Below are 20,348 nucleotides of genomic sequence, written 5' to 3' on the forward strand. Positions count from 1 at the left end.
TCGCGGATCGGCCGGGGGCTAGTGTCCCGCTCCGCCGGCCCCCGGCGCGCCGGGATGCCTCCGGCCGCGCGACCGGCGGCAGGACCTGGGCACGAAGGCTTCCGCATGGCGCGCGACACGTCGGACGATACCGCACTCGAAAGCCGCGACCAGCTCGCCGCGCGCCTCGAATCGGGCAGCAAGCCGCCGGAGCAATGGCGGATCGGCACCGAGCACGAGAAGTTCGGCTTCTACCTCGCCGACCATTCCCCAGTGCCCTACGAGGGCGAGCGCGGCGTCAAGGCGCTGCTCGAGGGCATGGAGCGCCTGTGTGGCTGGGAGCCGATCGTCGATCGCGGCCTGATCATCGGCCTCGCCGACAACGCCGGCGGCGGCGCGATCAGCCTCGAGCCCGGCGGCCAGTTCGAGCTCTCCGGGGCGCCGGTCGAGAACCTGCACCAGACCTGCAAGGAGACGTTCGGCCATCTCGCGCAGGTGCGCCAGGTCGCCGAACCGCTCGGCATCGGCTTCCTCGGCCTCGGCATGAGCCCGAAGTGGACGTTCGCCGAAACGCCGCACATGCCCAAATCGCGCTACGACATCATGAAGGCCTACATGCCGAAGGTCGGCACGCGCGGGCTCGACATGATGTTCCGCACCTGCACCGTGCAGGTGAACCTCGATTTCGCCAGCGAAGCCGACATGGTGGCGAAGATGCGCGTCTCGGTGGCGCTGCAGCCGATCGCGACCGCGCTGTTCGCCAATTCCCCGTTCACCGAGGGCAAGCCGAACGGCAACCTTTCGGAGCGCTCCGAGATCTGGCGCGACACCGACAACGCCCGCTCCGGCATGATCCCGTTCGTGTTCGACGAGGGCTTCGGCTTCGAGCATTACGTCGACTGGGCGCTCGACATCCCGATGTATTTCGTGAAGCGCGGCGACACCTATCACGACGCGACCGAGATCACCTTCCGCGAGTTCCTCGCCGGCGGCTTCCGCCACCGGATTCCCGGCGTGGTGCCGTCGATCGGCGACTGGGACAACCATCTCTCGACCCTCTTCCCCGAAGTGCGGCTGAAGCGCTTCCTCGAGATGCGCGGCGCCGACGGCGGCCCGTGGCGGCGGATCTGCGCCCTGCCCGCCTTCTGGGTCGGGCTGCTCTACGACGCCGATTCGCTCGCGGCCGCCGGCGAACTGGTCGCCGACTGGACGACCGAGGAGATGCAGGCGTTGCGCGACGGCGTGCCGAAGTCGGCGCTGAACACGCCGTTCCGCGGCGGCACCGCCCGCGACGTCGCCCGCCGCGCCGTGCAGATCGCACGCGCCGGCCTTGCCCGCCGCGCCCGGCTCAACAGCGGCGGCTACGACGAGACGCAGTATCTCGACCCGGTCGCCGAGACGCTCGCCACCGGCAAGACCCCGGCCGAAGTGATGCTCGAGCGCTTCCACGGCGAATGGAAGGGCGAGATCGACCCGGTGTTCGCCGCCTACGCCTACTGAGCGGTCGCCCTGCGGCGCCGGCCTGCGGCAAGCTTTTGCGCGTGCACCGAAAACGCCGTTTGACGTTGGCCTTGCGCCGGCCGATCATCGCGGCAAGCGGGATCGTTGGGGCGGAGGACGGCTCGGTTGTATACCTTCACGGATCTGATGCGGCAGGCGCAAGGCGGGCGCGCGGTCGAAAATTTCGCCGGCCAGTTCGGCGTGACGCCGGGCGATGTCGAGAAGCTGATGGCGACGCTGCTGCCGGTCTATGCGATGGGCCTGCAGCGTAACGTGGCGCCGGCCGCCGACCCGTTCGGCTTCGTCGCCGCGCTGCGGCAGGGCCCGTTCAAGCTCGCCTTCGAAAGCTGGGAGGCCGCCGCCTCGAAGGTGGCGCAGGAAGCGGGCCGCGAGGCGCTGGAGCGCATTTTCGGCTCGAAGGAAATCGCGAAAGCCGTCGCCGACCAGGCGGCGCTGATGACCGGCCTCACCACCGAACTCGTCAACCGCATGATGCCGATGCTGACGACGACGCTGCTCGGCGGCGTCGGGCGCGAAGTGGAGAAGACGCCGCTCGCGGCGATGATGGATCAGTGGGCGAAGGCGATGCCGGCGGGCTTCCAGGCCGGCATGCCCGCCGCCAAGCCGTCGGCGGCGCCGGAAAATCCCTTCGCCGTGCCGGGCAATCCCTTCGCGGACGCCGTCAGCGCGTTCTGGAAGGGCTACAGCGACGGCCCGGCCCCGGCAAAGCCCCCCGAACCGCCCCCCTCCCCGCTCACCGAGGGCACCGCCGCGCTCGGCAAGCTGTTCGACGCCGGCCTCGAGATGCAGGAGACGAACCGCAAGGCGTTCGAGCGGATCATGGAGAGCTACCTGCCGAAGTGACGGCGCGGGATCCGTGATCGGAACAGAAAAAAGGCGGCCCACCGGAGCGGGCCGCCAAGTCGACCGGCAGGGGGCCGGTAAGGCGGGGCGGGTCGGTCCCGCGGGGTGGTGCGGGAACGGCCGCCGAACTTGGGGGCGGCGCCGCGAAGGCGCCGCCCCGGACCAGGACGCCGGGTCAGGCGGCGACCCGGCCGGGGGTGCGGTCTGCCGGGCAGGAGCGCGCCGGGACCGGGACGATACGCGCCGATTCGAACATCAGGATCGCCGCCAGGAACGCATCACGGCGTGCCGGGGTGGCGAAACCGACGACGGAGCCGCGGTAGAGCGTCAACGCATCGGGGGCGACGAGCCGGCCGGTGAGCGGGCAGACGTCGTTGATGCAGTCGTCGATCCGCAGCGTCGCCATCACCACCAGCCGTAGCTGGGCAGGGTCGGCTGGCTCGGCGCCGGGCCGATTTCGTCCCGCGTCAGGCCGATATCCTGCAGAAGCCGGTCGTCGAGCTCGTGCAGCGCGCGTTTGGTGCGGCGCATTTGCGCGTGCGACGACCAGTTTGCGACCACGCCGCCGGCGGTGCGCAGGAGCGTCGCCACGAAGGCGCCGGCCTGGAAGCCCGCGACGGGGCGGGTTGCCGTGGTCCTGATGATCGTCGTCATGGTCGTCACTCCGCAAGGCATGCGCGTGCCGCAACGCCTCTCTGGGCGGCGGTCGCCGGAAACCCGCCAATGTCCGGGGCGGGGGATCGGGTTGGTGGTGGGTGGGGACGAGGCAACCATGCCGCCGTCCGACTGATTGAACAAGCGAATGTTCCTGATGGGATCCATTCGTCCTGTTGATGCATTGGAGCTCGAGAGAGGCGCCATGCCGGGGTGCCCGGCACGGCGAGGCTTGCTTTTGATCCTCAGGCCGCGTCGCGGCCGCGCAGCGGCACCACGCTGGCCGCGGCGTCGGCCGCGGTGCGGGGCTCGGCCGAGGCGATCAGGCGGGCGGCGCGCCGGGCCTCGCGGGAGAGTTCCCGCTCGGCACTGCGGCGCTCCTCGACGCGGGCGACGAGATGCCGGCTCGGCTGCTCGCCGAACGGCACGTCGAGCGCGCCGTAGACGTCGGCGCGGCTGATGCCGATGTCGGACAGCATCGCGTCGTCGAGGCCATGCAGGCTGGCGATGGCGCGGCGGTCCTGCCAGGCGACGAAGCCGGCGACGATGCGGCGGGCGAGGCCGAGCAGCGGCACGCCGGCGGCGGCCGCGATACGGACGGGATATGACGGCCGGGACGGGGCGGTTTCGATGGTCATGACGGCCCTCCTTCGGGCAAGCGACTCCCATCGCCGGCCGAGGGGTTTCTCGGGGTCCGGCGGCTTGGCTCGGGAGCCTTCTGGTATGTCGCCACCATGCCAGCGCTCTATTGATCATTCCAACGAATGTTTGTAATGTAATGCATCAATCGTCGTGATGGATCGCCGCCATGAACGTCCTCGACCTCGATCAGCTCCGCACCTTCGTCGCCATCGCCGAAATGGGCAGCTTCACCGCCGCCGCCGACGTGGTGCACAAGACCCAGTCGGCCGTCTCCATGCAGATGCGACGGCTGGAGGAACGGGTCGGCCGCGCCATCTTCATGCGCGACGGCCGCCAGAGCCGGCTGACCGAGGACGGCCGGCGGCTGCTCGAATATGCCCGCCGGCTGATCCGGCTCAACGACGAGACGCTGATCGCCTTCGCCGATCCGGGTCTCGCCGGCACCATCCGGCTCGGCCTGCCCGACGACTACGCCGACCGGCTGCTGCCCACGGTGCTCGCCGGCTTCTCGCGCATCAATCCGTCGATCGAGATCGCCGTCGACTGCCAGCCGAGCAACGTGATCGCGACGATGATCCGCGAGGACAAGCTCGATCTCGGCATCGTCACGCTGTGCGACAACGTCGTCGGCGGCGAGGTTATCCGGCGCGAACCCTTGTTCTGGGTCGGCTCGCGCGACCATTTCGTGCACGAGCTCGACCCGCTGCCGCTGGCGCTCGGCTCGGAGACCTGTGCCTGGCGCCACGCCGCCGTGCGCGCGCTCGACCGCGAAGGCCGGCGCTTCCGGATCAGCTACACCAGCGGTTCGGCCGCGGCGCTGTCGGGCGCGGTGCTCGCCGGCCTCGCCGTCACCGTGATGGCCGAGAGCACGCTGCGGCCGACCATGCGCATCCTCGGCAGCCGCGACGGCCTGCCGGACCTGCCGATGTGCGAGATCGCGATGATCCGCTCGGAAAACGCCAGCCACCCGGTGCACGACGCCCTCGCCGGCCACATCCGCTGCTCGCTCGGCAACCTCGCCCCGGAGAGCTTCGTCGCGGCGGCGGAATGAGCGGCGGGCTCAGCGCCGGCGCGTCAGCACGATGATGTTGCCGAGCATCACGGCGCCGAGCCCGGCGACGGCGAGCGGCGTCCAGACGTAGCCCTCGGCGACCGTCGAGATCATCAGCGCGAACACCGGGAACACCACCGCCGAATAACCGGCGCGGGCCGAACCGATGCGCCCGAGCAGCGTCAGGTAGCAGGCGAAGGCGATCACGGTGGAGACCACCGAGAGCCAGCCGAGCGAGCCGAGATAGACCGCGTCGAGCGGCAATTCGAACCGGCTGCCGCGGATCAGCGCCACCGTCGCCATGAACGCCGCGCCATAGGCCATCGACCAGGCGCTCGCCGAGATCACCGAGATCCCGCGCCGCTGCAGCGTCGACGAGATCATGTTGCCGAGGCAGAACAGCAGCGTGCCGCCGATGCAGAGGCAGAGCGCGATCAGCGCATCGTGGTTGAACTCGGTGCCGGCGATTTCGGGCCAGAAGATCAGCGCGATGCCGGTGGAGCCGACCACGGCGCCAAGCGCGACGCCGGCCGAGATCTTCTGGCCGAGCAGCAGCGCGCCGAGCACGAGGTTGAACACCGAGGCGAGCGAGAAGACGACGGAGAGCAGCCCGGAGGGCAGCGAGTGGCTGCCGATGTAATAGAGGAAGAAGTTCGACGAGAACATCGCGACGCCCATCGCGGCGAAGCGGAGGTGGTCGCGCAGGGCAAAGCGCAGCGGCCGGTGCGAGACGACGACCCAGCCGAGCATCAGCGAGGCGGAGATCAGGAAGCGCCAGACCACCGAGACGTCGGCGGCGACACCGCCGACCGCCTGCAGCTTCATCGCGAACCAGCTCGTGCTCCAGGCGAAGACGGTGACGGCATAGAGCCCGGCGTCGACCGCCGTGAGCCCGCCGGCCCCGGGCCTGCCGCCCTTCGCCTCGTCCGCCATGCTCGCCATCGATCGGCCCTCGCTGCCGCGGGGCGCAGCCGCACTGCCGCCCGAACTTCCGTGTCTCGCATGCCGCGGCGACGCGATCCAATTGACGCTGGTGATGGAACCGATCGGTTCTCGTGATGCGAGGCGCGGATGTTCCGTTTCGTTCACGCCTTGAGCCGCACGCCGCGCTCCCGGCCCCTCAGCGCGCGGCGACCGCCACCGCCGCACCCGCCATCATGGTGCCCGCGCCGCGGTTGAGCAGCCGCATCGCCCTTGGCGAGCGGAAGAACAGCCGCGCCCGGTCGGCCGCCGCGGCATAGGCGACGGCGATCGCGGTGAGCACGGTGACGACGACGGCGGCGAGTTCGGCGAACCCGAGCAGAGTCAGGTTTTCGAGATCGACGATCGACGGCAGCAGCGCGAGATAGAACACGATCACCTTCGGGTTGCCGAGGGTGATGGCAAAGCCCGCGAGGAAGGCGCGCAGCGGATCGCCGGCGCGCCCGTCGGCGTCGACCGGCCCGATCGTGCCCGGCGCACGCCACAGCTTGACCGCGAGGTAGAGCAGATAGGCGGCGCCGAGATACTTCACGACGACGAACACCATCCCGAACGACTGGGCGAGCGCGGCGAGGCCGAAGGCGGCGAAGCTGAGATAACAGAGATCGCCGGCGACGAGCCCGGCGACCATCGGCAGCGTGCGGCGGAAGCCGACGCCGAGCGCCCGGGCGACGACGGCGGTGATGCCCGGCCCTGGCGAGGCGACGGCGAGCGCGAGGGCGGCGGTGAAGGCGGCGAGGCTGAGGGGATCCATGGGTGCGGTCCGGCCGGCTGATGCGGAAGAGGACCGCACTCATACGCCTGGCGCCGGACCTTGCCACCCGAAAAGCCGCCGCGGGAGCCGGCTGATCGTCGAATCCCCCCACGTCGCCACTGCTGCCCGGTTCGGCAAGTCCCGGCGGACGTCGGGTTGCTCAGCCTCGCGACCGTCATCACCGGCCTTGAGCCGGTGACCCACTCGCTGTCCGGTACGGAATGGTGTTCGCAATGTGAAATATTGCTATAATCAATACCTTGTCTCGATCGATGCGGCGCGGCTATTGGGTCGCCGGGTCAAGCCCGGCGATGACGATCGAGAGGGGTTCATCGGAACTGACGCCCGGCGGGTCGAGATTCAACACCTTGTCCGCGCAGGGCGACACGGCACGAACCGGACAGCAGTGCCGCGTCGCACGGCAGCGATGCCGGCGGGTGCTACCCGGGCCAGCGCCGGCCATGGTAATCACGAATGGTCGTGTTCCCGCGCCGGTGGCCCCATGCACATCCTGATCGTCGTCAACTATGCGCACACCCGCCTCGGCACCGTGGGCCGCGCGCTCGAGGAAGCCGGCGCGAGCTTCGACCTCGTCCGGGCGGACCTCGGCGAGACCGTGCCGGACGATCACGCGCCCTATGACGGGCTGATCACCTTCGGCGGCGGCCAGAACGCGCTGGCGGACGAGGCCTATCCGCATCTGCCGCAGCTCGCCGAGCTGACACGGCGGTTCGGCGCGGCGGACAAGGCGGTGCTCGGGATCTGCCTCGGGTCGCAGCTCGTTGCGCGCGGCCATGGCGGCGCGAACATCATCGGCCGGCCGCTGGAATTCGGCTGGCAGGAGGTGCGCCCCACCGCCGCCGGCCGGGCCGACCCGGTGATCGCGGCGCTCGGCGACGGCGCGCCGCTGTTTCATTGGCACAACGATACGTTCGAACTGCCGCCGGGCGGGGTGCATCTCGCCGAAAGCGACCTGACGCGGCACCAGGCGGTGCGAATCGGGCGGGCGGTCTACGCGATCCAGTTCCACTTCGAGGCGGATACTTCCGTGGTCGCCGACTGGACGGTCGACTATGCCGGCCTGCTCGCCGACCAGGCACCGGACTGGAACGAGCGATTCCCGGCCGAAGCCGAAACGCTGGGCAAGCGCGCCGACGAGGTCGGCCTCGCACTGGCGCGGGCGTGGGTGGCGCAGGTGCGCCCGTCGGGCGCCGTGCCCGCCGCCATGGTACCGGACGCGGCGTCCGCCTGATCCGGCGGCGGCGCTCCGAAATGGTTAATCCGATCAGTTCGGCTCGATCGCGATGCCGCCCTCGTCGACGCTGATCTCGACGCCGTCTTGCCGCTCCGTCTCGTAGAGCTGGTAGCCCAGTACCACGACGGCAACGACGAGAAGGGCGATCACGCCGTAGAAAAGCGGTGTCCTGTTACCGGTCATGCGGGTCTCCTGTCCTCCGGCGCAACAGCCGGCCCCGCCGCTCAACGGCACCAGTCGTCATATGTTCCATCGGATGTAAGCCCGTCTCGCATCGTTGAAACGGGGGTGACGGCGGCGGCGACCTCGGTCTCGGCAACGTCTCACCGCGCGTGGAGATGACGTCGGCCGAATTCCCGTGCTCGAACCCTTCCATCGTCATTGCCGGGCTTGACCCGCTGCTGTCCGGTTCAGCACGACGGCATGGGCCGGCGTGCCCGGCCTCGCCCTTCGAGACGGCCCGTTCCGGGCCTCCTCAGGATGAGGCCTTCGAGGGATTTCTGCTTGTCATTCAGATGCTTATGCTTTTCCCTCTCCTGAGGAAGGCGCGAAGCGCCTGTCTCGAAGGACGAGGGAAAAGCCCGGGGTTTGACGTTCTTCCAGACTGCGGACCGCACGACCGCGATCGATCCAATCCATCGCGGCCGAAAAGCCTGCCCATTCCTCTACCGCCAACTCTCCCCATCCCCTCCGTTGACGCCGCCCGTCCCGCGTGGCCATCTTCGCCACCCATTCCGGCAGCCGAGGGGCCATGTCCGAACCGACCAATGCCGCCGAGTTCACCGTCTCCGAGATCTCCTTCGCGCTGAAGCGGACGGTGGAGGACGTGTTCGGGTTCGTGCGCGTGCGCGGCGAGATCTCCGGCTACCGGGGGCCGCATTCGTCGGGCCACGCCTATTTCGCGCTGAAGGACGACAAGGCGCGGATCGAGGCGGTGGTCTGGCGGCCGACGATGCAGCGGCTGCGCTTCCGGCCCGAGGAGGGCATGGAGGTGATCGCCACCGGCAAGCTCACCACCTATCCCGGCTCGTCGAAGTATCAGATCGTCATCGACGCGCTGGAGCCCGCGGGCGTCGGCGCGCTGATGGCGCTGCTGGAGGAGCGCAAGGCGCGGCTCGCCGCCGAGGGCCTGTTCGCGCCCGAGGCCAAGCGACCGCTGCCCTACATGCCGCGGGTGATCGGCGTCGTCACCTCGCCGACCGGCGCCGTCATCCGCGACATCCTGCACCGCATCGCCGACCGGTTTCCGGTGCGCGTGCTGGTGTGGCCGGTGCGGGTGCAGGGCGAGACCAGCGGCACCGAGGTCGCGATGGCGATCGCCGGCTTCAACCTGATCGCACCGGGCGGGCCGATCCCGCGGCCCGACGTCATCATCGTCGCGCGCGGCGGCGGCAGCCTCGAGGACCTTTGGGGCTTCAACGACGAGGTGGTGGTGCGCGCCGCCGCCGCGTCGGAGATTCCCCTCGTCTCGGCGGTCGGGCACGAGACCGACTGGACGCTGATCGATCTCGCCGCCGACGTGCGCGCGCCGACGCCGACGGCGGCCGCGGAAATGGCCGTGCCGGTGCGCAGCGAGCTCATGGACGTCGTCGCCGGGCTCGACCGCCGCCACCGCGCGGCGCTAGCCCGCTACATCGAGACCAACCGACGCTCGCTGTCGGCCGCCGCGCGCGGGCTGCCCCGCCCGCGCGACATCCTCGCCCTGCCGCGCCAGCGCTTCGACAGCGCGGCGAGCAACCTCGGCCAGTCACTGCGGGCGAACACCGCCGCGCACCGCGCCCGGCTCGACCGCGCCGCCGCGCGCCTCTCGCCGGCGAGCCTCGCGGTCCGGCTCGGCACGGCGGCCGAGCGGCTCGACGGGCTGCACCGGCGCGCCGGGCGGGCGCTCGGCATCCTCGCCGAGCGGCGGCGCGAGGCGCTCGAGCGACAGGCGCGGCTGCTTGGCGTCGTCAGCTACACGGCGGTGCTCGCGCGCGGCTTCGCCCTCGTCCGCGATGCTAGCGGCCAGCCGCTGCGCAGCGCCGCCGCGGTGATGCCGGGGGCGGCGCTGGCGATCGAGTTCGCCGACGGGCGGATCGCGGCCACCGCCGACGGCGCGACGCCGGCACAGGCCGAGGCCGCCGCGCGGCCGTCGGTGCGCCGCTCGGGCCGGGCGAAGCCATCCGAGAGCCAGGGCGATCTCTTCTGACGGCTCCCGCCCCCGGCGGGTCGCAATCGGGCAGGGGCGACGCCATGTTCCGGGAGAAGGGGGTGGCCGATCCGCGGCCGTTGCGCTGGATCAACGAGCCTGCGGCAGTAGCGTGGTCTGCTTCCCCTCAACAGCGCATGGCGCCACGCCGCCGTGCCGGGCAGGAGACGCATCATGGCGATCAAGGACATCTTCACCGTCGTCGACGTGTTCGACGATACGCTGCCGGCCGCCCGCGCCGCGGTGGCGCTGGCCGCCGCACACTCCTCGCACGTCACCGGCCTTGCGCTGGCGATGGAGCCGATAACGCCGGGCTACCTGTCGGTGCCGCTGCCGGCCGAGTTTCTCGCCGGGGCGATCGAGGAAGCCGAGCGACAGGCGAAGGCGGCGGCCGGGCGCTTCGAGGCGCTCGCCAGCCGCAACGGCGTCGCCTTCGAGGCGCGCACCCTGACCACGCTCGCCGGCAACATCGCCCCCGTGCTGGCGCAGGCGCATCTCAGCGACCTCGTGCTCATCGGCCAGGAAGACCCCGACCGGCCCGAGCCGATGCGCACCGCCCTGATCGAGGCGATGCTGTTCGACGCCGGGGTGCCGCTGGTGATCGTGCCGCGGCGCTACACCGGCGACCTCGTCATCAAGCGCGTCGTCATCGCCTGGGACGGCAGTTCCAACGCCGCGCGGGCGGTGCACGCCGCCCTGCCGCTGCTGCGGACAGCCGCCGAGGTGGAGATCGTGATCGTCGCCACCGATCGGACCTGGTTCGGCGCGCCGGGCCAGGACGTCGCCACCTTCCTCGCCCGGCACGGGCTCAGCGTGTCGGTGAATACGATCAACAACGAGCCGGGCGGCATTGCCGCGACGCTCGACAACTATGCCCGCGAAAGCGGCGCCGACCTTCTGGTCATGGGCGGCTACGGTCACAGCCGCCTGCGCCAGTTCTTCCTCGGCGGCACCACCAGCGCCATGCTGGAGACGATGACCGTTCCGGTCGCAATGGTGCATTGACGGCCCTGTAGACCACCGGCGCCGGCGCCGTCCGAATGGCGAGTGTCGGCGATGTGGCGCAGCGGCTATGCTGCCGACGACTTTCGATGGTGCGACGGCCGGATGGCGGACCAATGAGCCAGGAGCAGATCGACGTCTTCTTCAATCCGAAGGCGGTGGCGCTGATCGGCGCCAGCCGGACGTCCGGAAGCGTCGGTGCGGTGACGGCGGCAAACCTCGCCGCCACCGCCAAGGCGCGGGTGCTGTTCGTCAACCCGCACGGCGGCCGCATCGACGGCAACTTCGTGTTCGGCTCGGTCGCGGAACTGCCCGTCGCCCCCGACCTCGGCGTCGTTGCGGTTCCGCCCGCCGCCGTCGAGGAGGCGGTCGACGCGCTCGGCCGGCGCGGCGCGCGCGGCGCGGTGATCATAACGGCGGGGCTCGGCCGCGGGCCGGGCTCGATCGCCGAGGCCGTGCTCGCCACGGCGCGGCGGCACGGCATGCGCCTGATCGGGCCGAACTCGATCGGCCTGATCGCGCCGCCCGCCGGGCTCAACGCGAGTTTCGCGCAGCGCCCGGGCCGTCCGGGCGACCTTGCGCTGATCTCGCAGTCGGGCGCCATCATCACCAGCGTGCTCGACTGGGCCGAGGTCAACGGCGTCGGCTTCACCGGGCTGGTGTCGATCGGCGACGCGCTCGACGTCGGCTTCGCCGACCTGCTCGACCATTTCGCCCTCGACCACCGCACCCGGGCGATCCTGCTCTACGTCGAGGCGATCCGCGATGCGCGGGCCTTCATGTCGGCGGCGCGGGCGGCGGCGCGCATGAAGCCGGTCGTCGTCATCAAGTCCGGTCGTCACGAAGCCGCGGCGCGGGCCGCCGCCTCGCACACCGGGGCGCTCGCCGGCGTCGACGCGGTCTATGACGCCGCCTTCCGCCGCGCCGGCCTGCTCCGCGTGCGCAGCCTCGACGAGCTGTTCGCCGCCGCCGAGACGCTGACCCACGTGCCGCGCCTCAGCGGCCGGCGGATCGCGATCCTCACCAATGGCGGCGGCGCCGGCGTGATGGCGGTCGATACGCTCGTCGACCTCGGCGGCAGCCTCGCGGAGCTCTCGCCCGACACCCTAGCCGCGCTCGACGCGGCGCTGCCGGCGACGTGGTCGGGCGCCAATCCGATCGACATCATCGGCGACGCCGGTCCGGAGCGCTATGCGGCGGCGACCACCGCCCTGCTCGCCGACCGCGGCGTCGACGCCATCGTCGCGATCAACTGCCCGACCGCCCTCGCCTCCTCGCGCGAAGCTGCCGAGGCGGTGGTGCAGGCCGTCACGGCGCATCGCGCCAACGCCTTCGTCAAGAAGCCGGTGATGGCGGCGTGGCTAGGCAGCGACGACGGCTCCGAAGCACTGTTCACCGCCGCGCACATTCCCTGCCTCTCCTCGCCCAACCGCGCCATCCAGGGCGTGATGCATCTCGTGCGCTACAACGAGGCGCAGGAGGCGCTGACCGCGACGCCGCCCGATCTGCTCGCCGGGTTTGCGCCCGACCGCGAGACGGCGCGGCGCACGATCCGACGGGCGCTCGAGGATGAGCGCACCTGGCTGACGGCGAGCGAAGTCGCCGACGTGCTCGCCGCCTACGAGATCCCGGCCCTGCCGGCGATCCTGTGCGCCGATGCCTTCGAGGCGGTGGACGCGGCGAAGACGCTGCTCGCGAGCTACAAGGCGGTGGTGGCGAAGATCGCCTCGCCCGACATCATCCACAAATCCGACGTCGGCGGCGTCGAGCTAGAGCTCAGCACGCCGGAGGCGGTGATCCACGCCATGCGCCGGATCGTCGGCCGGGCGCGCGACATGCGCCCCGAGGCCCGCATCGACGGCATCACCCTGCATCCGATGGTGATCGCGCCGAAGGCGGTCGAGCTCATCGCCGGCGTCGCCGACGATCCGCTGTTCGGCCCGGTGGTGGTGTTCGGCCGCGGCGGCACGGCGGTGGAGGTGATCGACGACAAGGCGCTGGCGCTGCCGCCGCTCGACGTCAACCTCGCGCTCGACCTCGTCGCGCGCACCCGCGTCTCGCGCCAGATCGCCGGCTACCGCGACCGCAAGCCCGTCGACCGCGAGGCGCTGGCGATCCTGCTGGTGCGGCTGTCGCTGCTGGTCGCCGAACATCCCGAAATCCGCGAGATCGACCTCAACCCGATCATCGCGGACGCCGAGCGGATCGTCGTCGTCGACGCCCGCATCTCGGTCGCCGCCGACACCAGCCCGACCATCGTGCACGAGGCACGGCCAGCCGGGCACCCGCGCCTCGCCATCCGCCCCTATCCCAGCGAGTGGGAGAGCCGGATCACGCTGAAGAACGGCATGGCCGTGCTGATGCGGCCGCTGCGGCCAGAGGACGAACGGCTCTATCCGCCGTTCTTCGCGCGGATGAGCGCCGAGGACATGCGGCTGCGCTTCTTTGCCCGGGTGCGGGAGTTCGGCCACGCCTTCATCGCCCGCCTGACCCAGATCGACTACGCTCGCGCCATGGCCTTCATCGCCATCGACGAGGCGACCGGCGAGATGCTCGGCGCGGTGCGGCTGCACGGCGATCCGGACGGTGTCACCGGCGAGTATGCCATCGCGGTCCGCTCCGACCTCAAGGGCGCCGGGCTCGGCTGGGCGCTGATGCGGCGGATCATCGCCTTTGCCGCCAAGGAGGGCTACGGCCGCATCCGCGGCGAGGTGCTGCGCGAGAACCGCACCATGCTGGCGATGTGCGAGGCGCTCGGCTTCGTCGCGGTGCCCGAGCCCGACGCGCAGGAGATCATGATGGTGACGCTCGACGTGCGCAGCGCCATGGTCGCCGAAGGCGTGACGGTCTGAATCGCGCTCGGCCAGCGTCGAGATGTCGCATGGTTAAGTGCAGGTTTCGGCGATTTGCAGAATTTGTTTATCATTTCTGAATATCGTTGCCCTCTACGACCGACCAAGGTCGAGGGGGGAATCCGATGTCGGCAGTCTCGTTTGCCAGCAACCGTTCGATCGGCGTGAAGATTGCCGCGGGCGTTGTGGCCGTCACCTTGCTCGGCGGGCTCGTCGGCGGTGTCGGCCTGCTCGGCATCCGCACGCTCGGCCTCGCCGTCGACCAGACCTCCCGCTCCGCCTCGATCCTCGCCGACGTCAACAACGCCGGCAACGCCGTCGACCGCTTCGTCGAGACGCGCGACCCGGCGACCAGCGCCGACGCGCAGGCGAAGCTGCAGGCGATAGCGGGCAAGCTCGACGCGCTCGGCGGCCGCGGCGAACCGGGCCTCGCCACCGCCTATGATGCGCTCGACGGCTTCGCGGTGGAAATCGGCACGCTGGAAACCGCGACGGGCCGCATCGACGCGGCCGTCGCGGCGATCGAGGCCGCGACCAAGGACCTCGGCAAGGCGACGCTGAAGGTCGTCTCGATGCTGACGGCCAGGGCGGACGCGCTCTCGACCGGCACCGACGAGATCCGCACCCGCATGCGCCAGATCGACGAGCTCGGCCGCATGGCGGCCGGCGTCGAGGCGGGCGCGCTGCGCACCAGCCTCGCGCTCACCACCTACGTCATCACCTCCGACCCGATGGAACTGCGCACGGCGCGCGACGCGATCCGCGACATGCAGACCCAGGTCCGCGACCTCGCCGCCAGCACGCTGATCCTGCAGACGAAATCCCACGCGACCGGCATCGCCAACGACCTCGCCATGCTCGAGGCCGTGCTGAAGGCGATGGTCGAGGCCTCCAACCTCACCGAGATCGAGCAGCACCGCGGCACCGCCGTCGCCGCCACCGCGCGGATGACGCAGCGGGTCGGCACGCTGCGCTCGATCCTGACGGCGACGCTGCGGGCCGCCGAGGCGGAAGTCAGCTCCAACGACGGCGACCGCGTCACCAGCATCGCCGGTGTCGAGGCCGGCCGCTCGTTCGGCAACGCCGTCAACCATCTCGCCATCGACCTGATCCGCTATCGCCTGACGCCGACCGAGCCGGTGGCGAAGAGCGTCACCGCGCGCTTCCGCATGCTCGGCGTGATGGGCGCCGAAGTGAAGAAGACCGGCATCGCCGACCCGACCGACACCCTCGCCGCCACCACGGCGAGCTTCGACCAGCTCGTCGCCGCGACCGGCGCCTACGCCGCCGCCCGCGAATCGGCGCGCGCCCAGGCGGCCGAGGCGATCTCGGCGATCGAGCAGGTCGTCGCCAGCCGCGCCAGTTCGGCGAGCGCCAGCGAATCCTCGACCTCCTGGACCATGATCGTCACCATCGCCGGCGCGCTGGTGCTGGCGCTCGCGGTCGCCGCGCTGCTCAGCCGCCTGATCGCCGGCCCGATCGCCGGGATCACCGGGGCGATGCGCCGGCTCGCCGACGGCGACACCGACGTCGTGATCGACACCAAGGAACGGCGCGACGAGATCGGCGGCATGCTCGCCGCCGTCCGCGTGTTCCGCGACAACGCCGTGGAGCGCCGTCGCCTCAGCGCCGCCGCCGAGCGCGAGAACCACGCCCGCGCCGATCGCCAGGCCCGGATCGAGGCGATGATCGGCGCGTTCCGCTCCGAGATCGAAACGCTGGTCGACGCCGTCGGCAACAATGCCGACCAGATGGAAGCGACCGCCCGGGCGCTGTCGGAAATCGCCAACGAGGCGGTCGACCGCACGTCGAGCGCCACCCGCGCCTCGGACGAGGCATCGGGCAATGTGCAGACCGTCGCCGCGGCGGCGGAGGAACTCGCCGCCAGCATCGGCGAGATCGGCCGGCAGGTGGAGATCGCGACCGCGACGGTGACCCGCGCCAGCGCGACCGCGAAAACCACCGACGACAAGATCGCCAGCCTCGCCGCCGGTGCGGAGCGGATCGGCAATGTCGTCGCGCTGATCAAGGCGATCGCCGAGCAGACCAACCTGCTCGCCCTCAACGCCACCATCGAGGCGGCGCGGGCCGGCGAATCCGGGCGCGGCTTCGCCGTGGTCGCCTCCGAAGTGAAGAGCCTCGCGAGCCAGACCGCCAAGGCGACCGAGGACATCGCGACCCAGATCGCCGCGATCCAGACGGGCACGGCCGAGGCCGTCGAGGCGATCCGGGCTATCACCGCCACGATGACCGATGTCGACCGCGCCACCTCGGCGATCGCCGACTCGATCATCGAGCAGGGCCACGCGACCAGCGAGATCTCCGAGAACGCCCAGCGCGCCGCCGCCGGAACCGGCGCCGTCGTCACCGAGACCGGCGCGCTGCACCGGGTGGTGGCCGAGACCACCCAGTCGGCCGCCCAGGTGCTCGACGTCTCGCAGGACGTCAACAGCCAGGCCGCCGCGCTGCGCACCGTCGTCGACCGCTTCCTGACCAGCGTCCGCGCAGCCTGACGCCGCGCCGGCGTCAGCCCCGGCTGGCGGCGGCGCGCAGGGCCGTGATCGTCGTCGTCGGGGTGATCGCCTCGGGGTCGACCTTGAGGTGCAGCAGGGCCGGCCGGCCCGCCGCCAGCGCCCTTTCGAAGGCCGGCGCGAACTCCTCCGTCCGCTCCACGGTCTCGCCGAAGCCGCCGTAGGCGCGGGCGAGCGCCGCGAAATCCGGATTGACGAGGTCGGTCGCGACGACCCGGGCCGGGTAATTGCGCTCCTGGTGCATGCGGATCGTGCCGTAGATGCCGTTGTCGACGACGATGACGATGACCGCCGCCTCCGCCTGCATCGCCGTGCCGAATTCCTGGCAGGTCATCTGGAAACAGCCGTCGCCGGCAAAGGCGATCACCGGCGCCTCCGGGCGGGCGAGCTTCGCCGCGATCGCGGCCGGCAGGCCGTAGCCCATCGAACCCGAGGTCGGCGCGGCCTGCGTGCCGAAGCGGCGGAAGCGCCAGAAGCGGTGCACCCAGGTGGCATAGTTGCCGGCGCCGTTGGTGAGCACGGCGTCGTCCGGCAGACGGTCGCGCAGCACGCGGATGACGTCGCCCATCTGCACAGCGCCCGGCGTCGCCGGCGGCTCGTCGCTCCAGGCGTGATAATCGGCATTGGCCGCGCGCGTTTCGGCGCCCCAGACGATCCGGTTCGGCGGCTGCAGCCCTTCGGCGGCTGCGGCAAAGCCCTGCGGGCTGGCGAGAATCGAGAGGTCGGCGTGGTAGACGCGGCCGAGTTCCTCGACGTCGGCGTGGACGTGCACCAGCGGCACGCCGGCATCGGGAATGCCGAACAGCGAATAGCCCTGCGAGGGCATCTCCGAGAGCCGGCCGCCGACCAGCAGCACGAGGTCGGAGCTCTTGATGCGGGCGAGCAGCGCCGGGTTGGCGCCGATGCCGAGGTCGCCGGCGTAGTTCGCATGACCGTTGTCGAACAGCATCTGGCGGCGGAACGAGCAGGTCACGGGCAGGTCGAAGCGCTCGGCGAAGCGCTGGAAGGCGGCGGTCGCGGCCGGCGTCCAGCCGGCGCCGCCGAGCACGGCGATGGGTCGCTCGGCCGCCCAGAGGCGCTTCTGCAACTGCACCATCAGGTTGAGCCCGGGGCTGACGGCGACGGGCAGGCGCGGCCGCAGCGGGCCCGCGGCGACCGCCTCGTGCAGCATGTCCTCGGGCAGCGCCACCACCACCGGCCCGGGCCGGCCGGCGAGCGCGACCTGGAAGGCGCGGCCGACGAGCTCGGCGGTGCGCGCCGGGTCGTCGATCTCGACCACCCATTTGGCGATCGTGCCGAACACGGCCTTGTAGTCGAGTTCCTGGAAGGCCTCGCGCTCCTTCATGTCGCGGCCGACCTGGCCGACGAACAGGACCATGGGTGAGGAATCCTGCGCCGCGACGTGCAGACCGGCGGCGGCGTTGGTGGCGCCGGGGCCGCGTGTCACGAAGGCAACGCCGACCTCGCCGGTGAGCTTGCCGGTCGCCTCGGCCATCATCGCGGCGCCGCCTTCCTGGCGGCAGACGATGGTCCGGATCGGCGAATCATGCAGCGCGTCGAGCACCGCGAGATAGCTCTCGCCGGGCACGCAGAAGACGCGGCTGACGCCCTGGGCTTCGAGCAGGTCGACAATCAGGCGCGCGGCGCTGCGGCTGGCGGCGGGGGAAGCGGACATGGCGGGGGTGAAGTCCTCGGCTGGGCGGCATCGCGGCGGGACGCCACCGGCGTCCGTTTCGCGCGACCATAGTCAGCCGGGACCGCCAAGGAAAGGTCAGGCGACGGCGCGCAGGGCGCGGCGGCCGGCGGTGGGCAGCCTGGCCGTGACGCGGGTGCCGACGCCCTTCTCGCTGCGGATCACCAGTTCGCCGCCGGCCTGGCGCATCAGCCGCGAGACGAGCGCCAGCGAAAGACCGAAGGTCTCGCGGCCGTCCTCGGGGGTGCGGAACGGATCCTCGACCAGGGCGATCTCGGCGTCGGACATGCCGATGCCGGAATCCGTCACCTCGATCGTCGCCATGGCGTGGTCGCGCGACACGGCGATCTGGACGACGCCGCCGTCGCGGTTGAAGACGATGGCGTTCTCGATCACGACCTTCAGGACGCGCCGCAGCACGCTGGCGGCCACCCCCGCCGCGCCGACGTCGGGGGCGATCTCCGTCGCCATCAGCACGTTGTAGACCGAGGCCTGCGAGCGGAAGCTGTCGACGACTTCGCGCACGGCGGCGCGCAGGTCGGTCGCGACCTCGCGGGTGTCCTCGGTCGAGGTCAGGGCGGCGCAGTAGTCCGATACCGTCTCCACCTTGCGGCAGAAGGTGTGGGTCTTGTCGCGCGCGGTCTCGACGAAACCGAGGATCATGTCGACGTCGGTTTCGAGGCGCAGCCGCGCGGTGAGGCTGTCGAGATCGCGCACGAGGCGGCCGACGAGCTGGTTGAGCCGACGCGCCGCGCCGAGCCGGTCGCCCTCGGCGCCGAGGGTGAAGAGATCGGAGCCGACCGTCTGCGAGACGATCAGGCAAGCCTCCTCCATCGCAAAGCGCAGATCCTGGTCGAGGCGCTCGATCACCGCGGCCATGTCGCGGCGCTCCTCGGTCGAGCCGCCTTCGCGGGCGGTGGTCAACTGCCAGCGCCGGGCGGAGAGCACGTCGCGGAAACCGGTCAGCGATTCGACCGCGGGGTCGAGCACGTCGACCGAGATCACCTCGTCGGCCTGGTCGAACAGGTCGCCGAGCCGGTTGCGCGGCGTCGTCGCGCTGAAGCGGCCGATGAGGTGCGCCATGTCGGTGGTGACGCCGTGCTCGGCGACGTTGAGGCCGCGGCGCTCGACGTCGGGATCGACGCGGACGCGGATGACGACGGCCGCGAGACGGACCGCGGTGTAGACGACGCCGAAGCTCCAGGCCGCGCAGACGACGACGCCGGTGAACTGGACGCCGACCGCGTGCAGCAGGCCGTCGAGCGAGGGGGGAACGTCGGCGATGTTGACGAAGGGCACCGCCAGCGTGCCGAGCACGCCGGGCGCGAGGTGGGCGGGCACCGCGCCGATGGCGTCGTCGATCTCGGCCTTTTCGAGCCAGCTGCGGACCGGAATGACCACGGCGCCGCCGAGCAGGCCGAGCGCGACGGCAGCAATGGGCGAGACGATGTCGGCGGAGGCGGTGACGGCGACGAGGCCGCCGATGACGCCGTTCCCGATGTCGAAGACGCCGGCCGGGCGACCGGGAATCACATGCAGCAGCAAGGTCACGGCACCACCGGTCGCGCCCGCGAGCAGGGTGCACAGGATGATCTGCGGCACCCGGTCGGTGAAGCCGAGCAGGCTGCCGCCGTTGAAGCCGATCCAGCCGATGAAGATCAGGAAGACGCCGAGCATCGAGAACGGCACGCCTTGCGCCTGCACCGGGAACCGGTTGCCGCCGAAGCGGCCGATGCGCGGGCCGATCGCGATCATCGCCGCGAGTGCCGACCAGCCGCCGACGGAGTGCACCACCGTCGATCCGGCGAAGTCACGGAAGCCGAGCGCCTTCAGCCACCCGGCCCCCTCCCCCGCCGGACCCGAGCCCCAGGCCCAGTGCCCGAACACAGGGTAGACGAAGCCCGCGAGCAGGAGCGCGAAGCAGAGATAGGCGACGAAGGTGATGCGCTCGGCGACGGCACCCGAGACGATGGTGGCGGCCGTCGAGCAGAACATCACCTGGAAGTAGATGAAGGCCGTGGTGTAGCCGTTCGTCCCGCTCGCCAGCCACGGCCCCTGTCCGATCAGGCCGAGATGCGTCGAGCCGAACATCATGCCGTAGCCGACCGCCCAGAAGGCGAGCGCGGCAATGCAGAAATCGGCGAGATTCTTCGCGGCGACGTTGACGTTGTTCTTGGCGCGAACGGCCCCGCTTTCGAGGCCGAGGAAGCCCGGCTGCATGAACAACACGAGTGTTCCGCACAAGATCAACCAGAGCGTGTCGAGGGTGACCTGGCCCATTCAGCTTCCGATGCCAATGCCAATATCCAGCACCGACCATGCCGAGCGGGGCCTTACAATCACGTTAAATCAAGGAATGTCCTGATCTTTTCCAAATTGTATCACCTGCCGCGAACCATTTG

The 20,348-nt window shown here is 70.9% G+C and carries 16 protein-coding genes; 8 read left to right on the forward strand and 8 right to left on the reverse strand.

All coding sequences use genetic code 11. The features are described 5' to 3' along the window. Nucleotides 1–105: 105 nt before the first annotated feature. Together I5731_RS10340 and I5731_RS10345 are read left to right on the forward strand one after the other, a co-directional pair. Nucleotides 106–1,479, forward strand: a complete 1,374-nt coding sequence (locus I5731_RS10340; RefSeq protein WP_197311310.1) for a glutamate--cysteine ligase — start codon at nucleotides 106–108, stop codon at nucleotides 1,477–1,479. A 126-nt stretch (nucleotides 1,480–1,605) separates the two neighbouring features. Next, nucleotides 1,606–2,343 carry a DUF937 domain-containing protein gene (locus I5731_RS10345; RefSeq protein ID WP_197311311.1) on the forward strand — a complete coding sequence of 246 codons (738 nt, stop codon included), beginning with the start codon at nucleotides 1,606–1,608 and terminating at the stop codon, nucleotides 2,341–2,343. Nucleotides 2,344–2,518: 175 nt separating this feature from the next. On the opposite strand, the gene I5731_RS10350 is transcribed toward I5731_RS10345, so the two are convergent. The 3 genes from I5731_RS10350 to I5731_RS10360 all read right to left on the reverse strand — a co-directional run bounded on the left by I5731_RS10350 (nucleotide 2,519) and on the right by I5731_RS10360 (nucleotide 3,635). Continuing rightward, the gene (locus I5731_RS10350) at nucleotides 2,519–2,749 is read right to left on the reverse strand and encodes a glutathione S-transferase (RefSeq protein ID WP_197311312.1); all 231 of its coding nucleotides are present in this window, start codon (nucleotides 2,747–2,749) and stop codon (nucleotides 2,519–2,521) included. Continuing rightward, on the reverse strand, nucleotides 2,749–2,997 hold the full coding sequence (locus I5731_RS10355) for a DUF1127 domain-containing protein (RefSeq protein ID WP_197311313.1): 249 nt from the start codon (nucleotides 2,995–2,997) through the stop codon (nucleotides 2,749–2,751). The genes I5731_RS10350 and I5731_RS10355 overlap by 1 nt, the downstream gene beginning before the upstream one ends. Nucleotides 2,998–3,242: 245 nt before the next feature. Next, nucleotides 3,243–3,635: a DUF1127 domain-containing protein gene (locus tag I5731_RS10360; RefSeq protein WP_197311314.1), complete on the reverse strand. Its 393-nt coding sequence runs from the start codon at nucleotides 3,633–3,635 to the stop codon at nucleotides 3,243–3,245. Between the two features lie 170 nt (nucleotides 3,636–3,805). On the opposite strand from I5731_RS10360, the gene I5731_RS10365 reads away from it, so the two are divergent. Next, nucleotides 3,806–4,690: a LysR substrate-binding domain-containing protein gene (locus tag I5731_RS10365; protein ID WP_197311315.1), complete on the forward strand. Its 885-nt coding sequence runs from the start codon at nucleotides 3,806–3,808 to the stop codon at nucleotides 4,688–4,690. A gap of 9 nt (nucleotides 4,691–4,699) precedes the next feature. Here the strand turns inward: I5731_RS10365 and I5731_RS10370 are convergent, their stop codons facing one another. After that, nucleotides 4,700–5,632 carry a DMT family transporter gene (locus I5731_RS10370; RefSeq protein WP_235981702.1) on the reverse strand — a complete coding sequence of 311 codons (933 nt, stop codon included), beginning with the start codon at nucleotides 5,630–5,632 and terminating at the stop codon, nucleotides 4,700–4,702. Nucleotides 5,633–5,810: 178 nt separating this feature from the next. Continuing rightward, the gene (locus I5731_RS10375; RefSeq protein WP_197311316.1) at nucleotides 5,811–6,425 is read right to left on the reverse strand and encodes a LysE family translocator; all 615 of its coding nucleotides are present in this window, start codon (nucleotides 6,423–6,425) and stop codon (nucleotides 5,811–5,813) included. 502 nt (nucleotides 6,426–6,927) lie between these two features. Between I5731_RS10375 and I5731_RS10380 the strand changes: the two genes are divergently transcribed. Continuing rightward, a complete protein-coding gene (locus I5731_RS10380; RefSeq protein ID WP_197311317.1) occupies nucleotides 6,928–7,677 on the forward strand; it encodes a type 1 glutamine amidotransferase in 750 nt (249 codons plus the stop codon). 33 nt (nucleotides 7,678–7,710) lie between these two features. On the opposite strand, the gene I5731_RS10385 is transcribed toward I5731_RS10380, so the two are convergent. Next, nucleotides 7,711–7,863 carry a hypothetical protein gene (locus I5731_RS10385; RefSeq protein ID WP_197311318.1) on the reverse strand — a complete coding sequence of 51 codons (153 nt, stop codon included), beginning with the start codon at nucleotides 7,861–7,863 and terminating at the stop codon, nucleotides 7,711–7,713. 568 nt (nucleotides 7,864–8,431) lie between these two features. Between I5731_RS10385 and xseA the strand changes: the two genes are divergently transcribed. From xseA to I5731_RS10405, 4 genes are all read left to right on the forward strand, one after another. Then, on the forward strand, nucleotides 8,432–9,868 hold the full coding sequence (gene xseA / locus I5731_RS10390; protein ID WP_197311319.1) for an exodeoxyribonuclease VII large subunit: 1,437 nt from the start codon (nucleotides 8,432–8,434) through the stop codon (nucleotides 9,866–9,868). A gap of 174 nt (nucleotides 9,869–10,042) precedes the next feature. After that, a complete protein-coding gene (locus tag I5731_RS10395; protein WP_197311320.1) occupies nucleotides 10,043–10,873 on the forward strand; it encodes a universal stress protein in 831 nt (276 codons plus the stop codon). A gap of 113 nt (nucleotides 10,874–10,986) precedes the next feature. Next, nucleotides 10,987–13,722 carry a bifunctional acetate--CoA ligase family protein/GNAT family N-acetyltransferase gene (locus I5731_RS10400; protein ID WP_197311321.1) on the forward strand — a complete coding sequence of 912 codons (2,736 nt, stop codon included), beginning with the start codon at nucleotides 10,987–10,989 and terminating at the stop codon, nucleotides 13,720–13,722. Nucleotides 13,723–13,847: 125 nt separating this feature from the next. Further along, complete coding sequence (locus I5731_RS10405; protein WP_197311322.1) at nucleotides 13,848–16,235, forward strand: methyl-accepting chemotaxis protein; 2,388 nt, start codon at nucleotides 13,848–13,850, stop codon at nucleotides 16,233–16,235. Between the two features lie 13 nt (nucleotides 16,236–16,248). Here I5731_RS10405 and I5731_RS10410 read toward each other — a convergent pair whose 3' ends face one another. Both I5731_RS10410 and amt read right to left on the reverse strand, forming a co-directional pair. Beyond that, nucleotides 16,249–17,928 (reverse strand): thiamine pyrophosphate-binding protein, encoded by a 1,680-nt coding sequence (locus tag I5731_RS10410; protein WP_197311323.1) that lies wholly within the window; start codon nucleotides 17,926–17,928, stop codon nucleotides 16,249–16,251. 96 nt (nucleotides 17,929–18,024) lie between these two features. Next, on the reverse strand, nucleotides 18,025–20,226 hold the full coding sequence (gene amt, locus I5731_RS10415; protein WP_197311324.1) for an ammonium transporter: 2,202 nt from the start codon (nucleotides 20,224–20,226) through the stop codon (nucleotides 18,025–18,027). Between the last annotated feature and the right edge of the window lie 122 nt (nucleotides 20,227–20,348).

Source organism: Methylobrevis albus, from assembly GCF_015904235.1.
Lineage (GTDB): Bacteria > Pseudomonadota > Alphaproteobacteria > Rhizobiales > Pleomorphomonadaceae > Methylobrevis_A > Methylobrevis_A albus.

Coding starts and splice junctions, on each gene's coding strand:
- I5731_RS10340 (WP_197311310.1), top strand. CDS start 106: ATGGCGCGCGACACGTCGGACGATACCGCACTCGAAAGCCGCGACCAG.
- I5731_RS10350 (WP_197311312.1), bottom strand. CDS start 2,749: ATGGCGACGCTGCGGATCGACGACTGCATCAACGACGTCTGCCCGCTC.
- I5731_RS10355 (WP_197311313.1), bottom strand. CDS start 2,997: ATGACGACGATCATCAGGACCACGGCAACCCGCCCCGTCGCGGGCTTC.
- I5731_RS10360 (WP_197311314.1), bottom strand. CDS start 3,635: ATGACCATCGAAACCGCCCCGTCCCGGCCGTCATATCCCGTCCGTATC.
- I5731_RS10365 (WP_197311315.1), top strand. CDS start 3,806: ATGAACGTCCTCGACCTCGATCAGCTCCGCACCTTCGTCGCCATCGCC.
- I5731_RS10370 (WP_235981702.1), bottom strand. CDS start 5,632: ATGGCGAGCATGGCGGACGAGGCGAAGGGCGGCAGGCCCGGGGCCGGC.
- I5731_RS10375 (WP_197311316.1), bottom strand. CDS start 6,425: ATGGATCCCCTCAGCCTCGCCGCCTTCACCGCCGCCCTCGCGCTCGCC.
- I5731_RS10380 (WP_197311317.1), top strand. CDS start 6,928: ATGCACATCCTGATCGTCGTCAACTATGCGCACACCCGCCTCGGCACC.
- I5731_RS10385 (WP_197311318.1), bottom strand. CDS start 7,863: ATGACCGGTAACAGGACACCGCTTTTCTACGGCGTGATCGCCCTTCTC.
- xseA (WP_197311319.1), top strand. CDS start 8,432: ATGTCCGAACCGACCAATGCCGCCGAGTTCACCGTCTCCGAGATCTCC.
- I5731_RS10395 (WP_197311320.1), top strand. CDS start 10,043: ATGGCGATCAAGGACATCTTCACCGTCGTCGACGTGTTCGACGATACG.
- I5731_RS10400 (WP_197311321.1), top strand. CDS start 10,987: ATGAGCCAGGAGCAGATCGACGTCTTCTTCAATCCGAAGGCGGTGGCG.
- I5731_RS10405 (WP_197311322.1), top strand. CDS start 13,848: ATGTCGGCAGTCTCGTTTGCCAGCAACCGTTCGATCGGCGTGAAGATT.
- I5731_RS10410 (WP_197311323.1), bottom strand. CDS start 17,928: ATGTCCGCTTCCCCCGCCGCCAGCCGCAGCGCCGCGCGCCTGATTGTC.
- amt (WP_197311324.1), bottom strand. CDS start 20,226: ATGGGCCAGGTCACCCTCGACACGCTCTGGTTGATCTTGTGCGGAACA.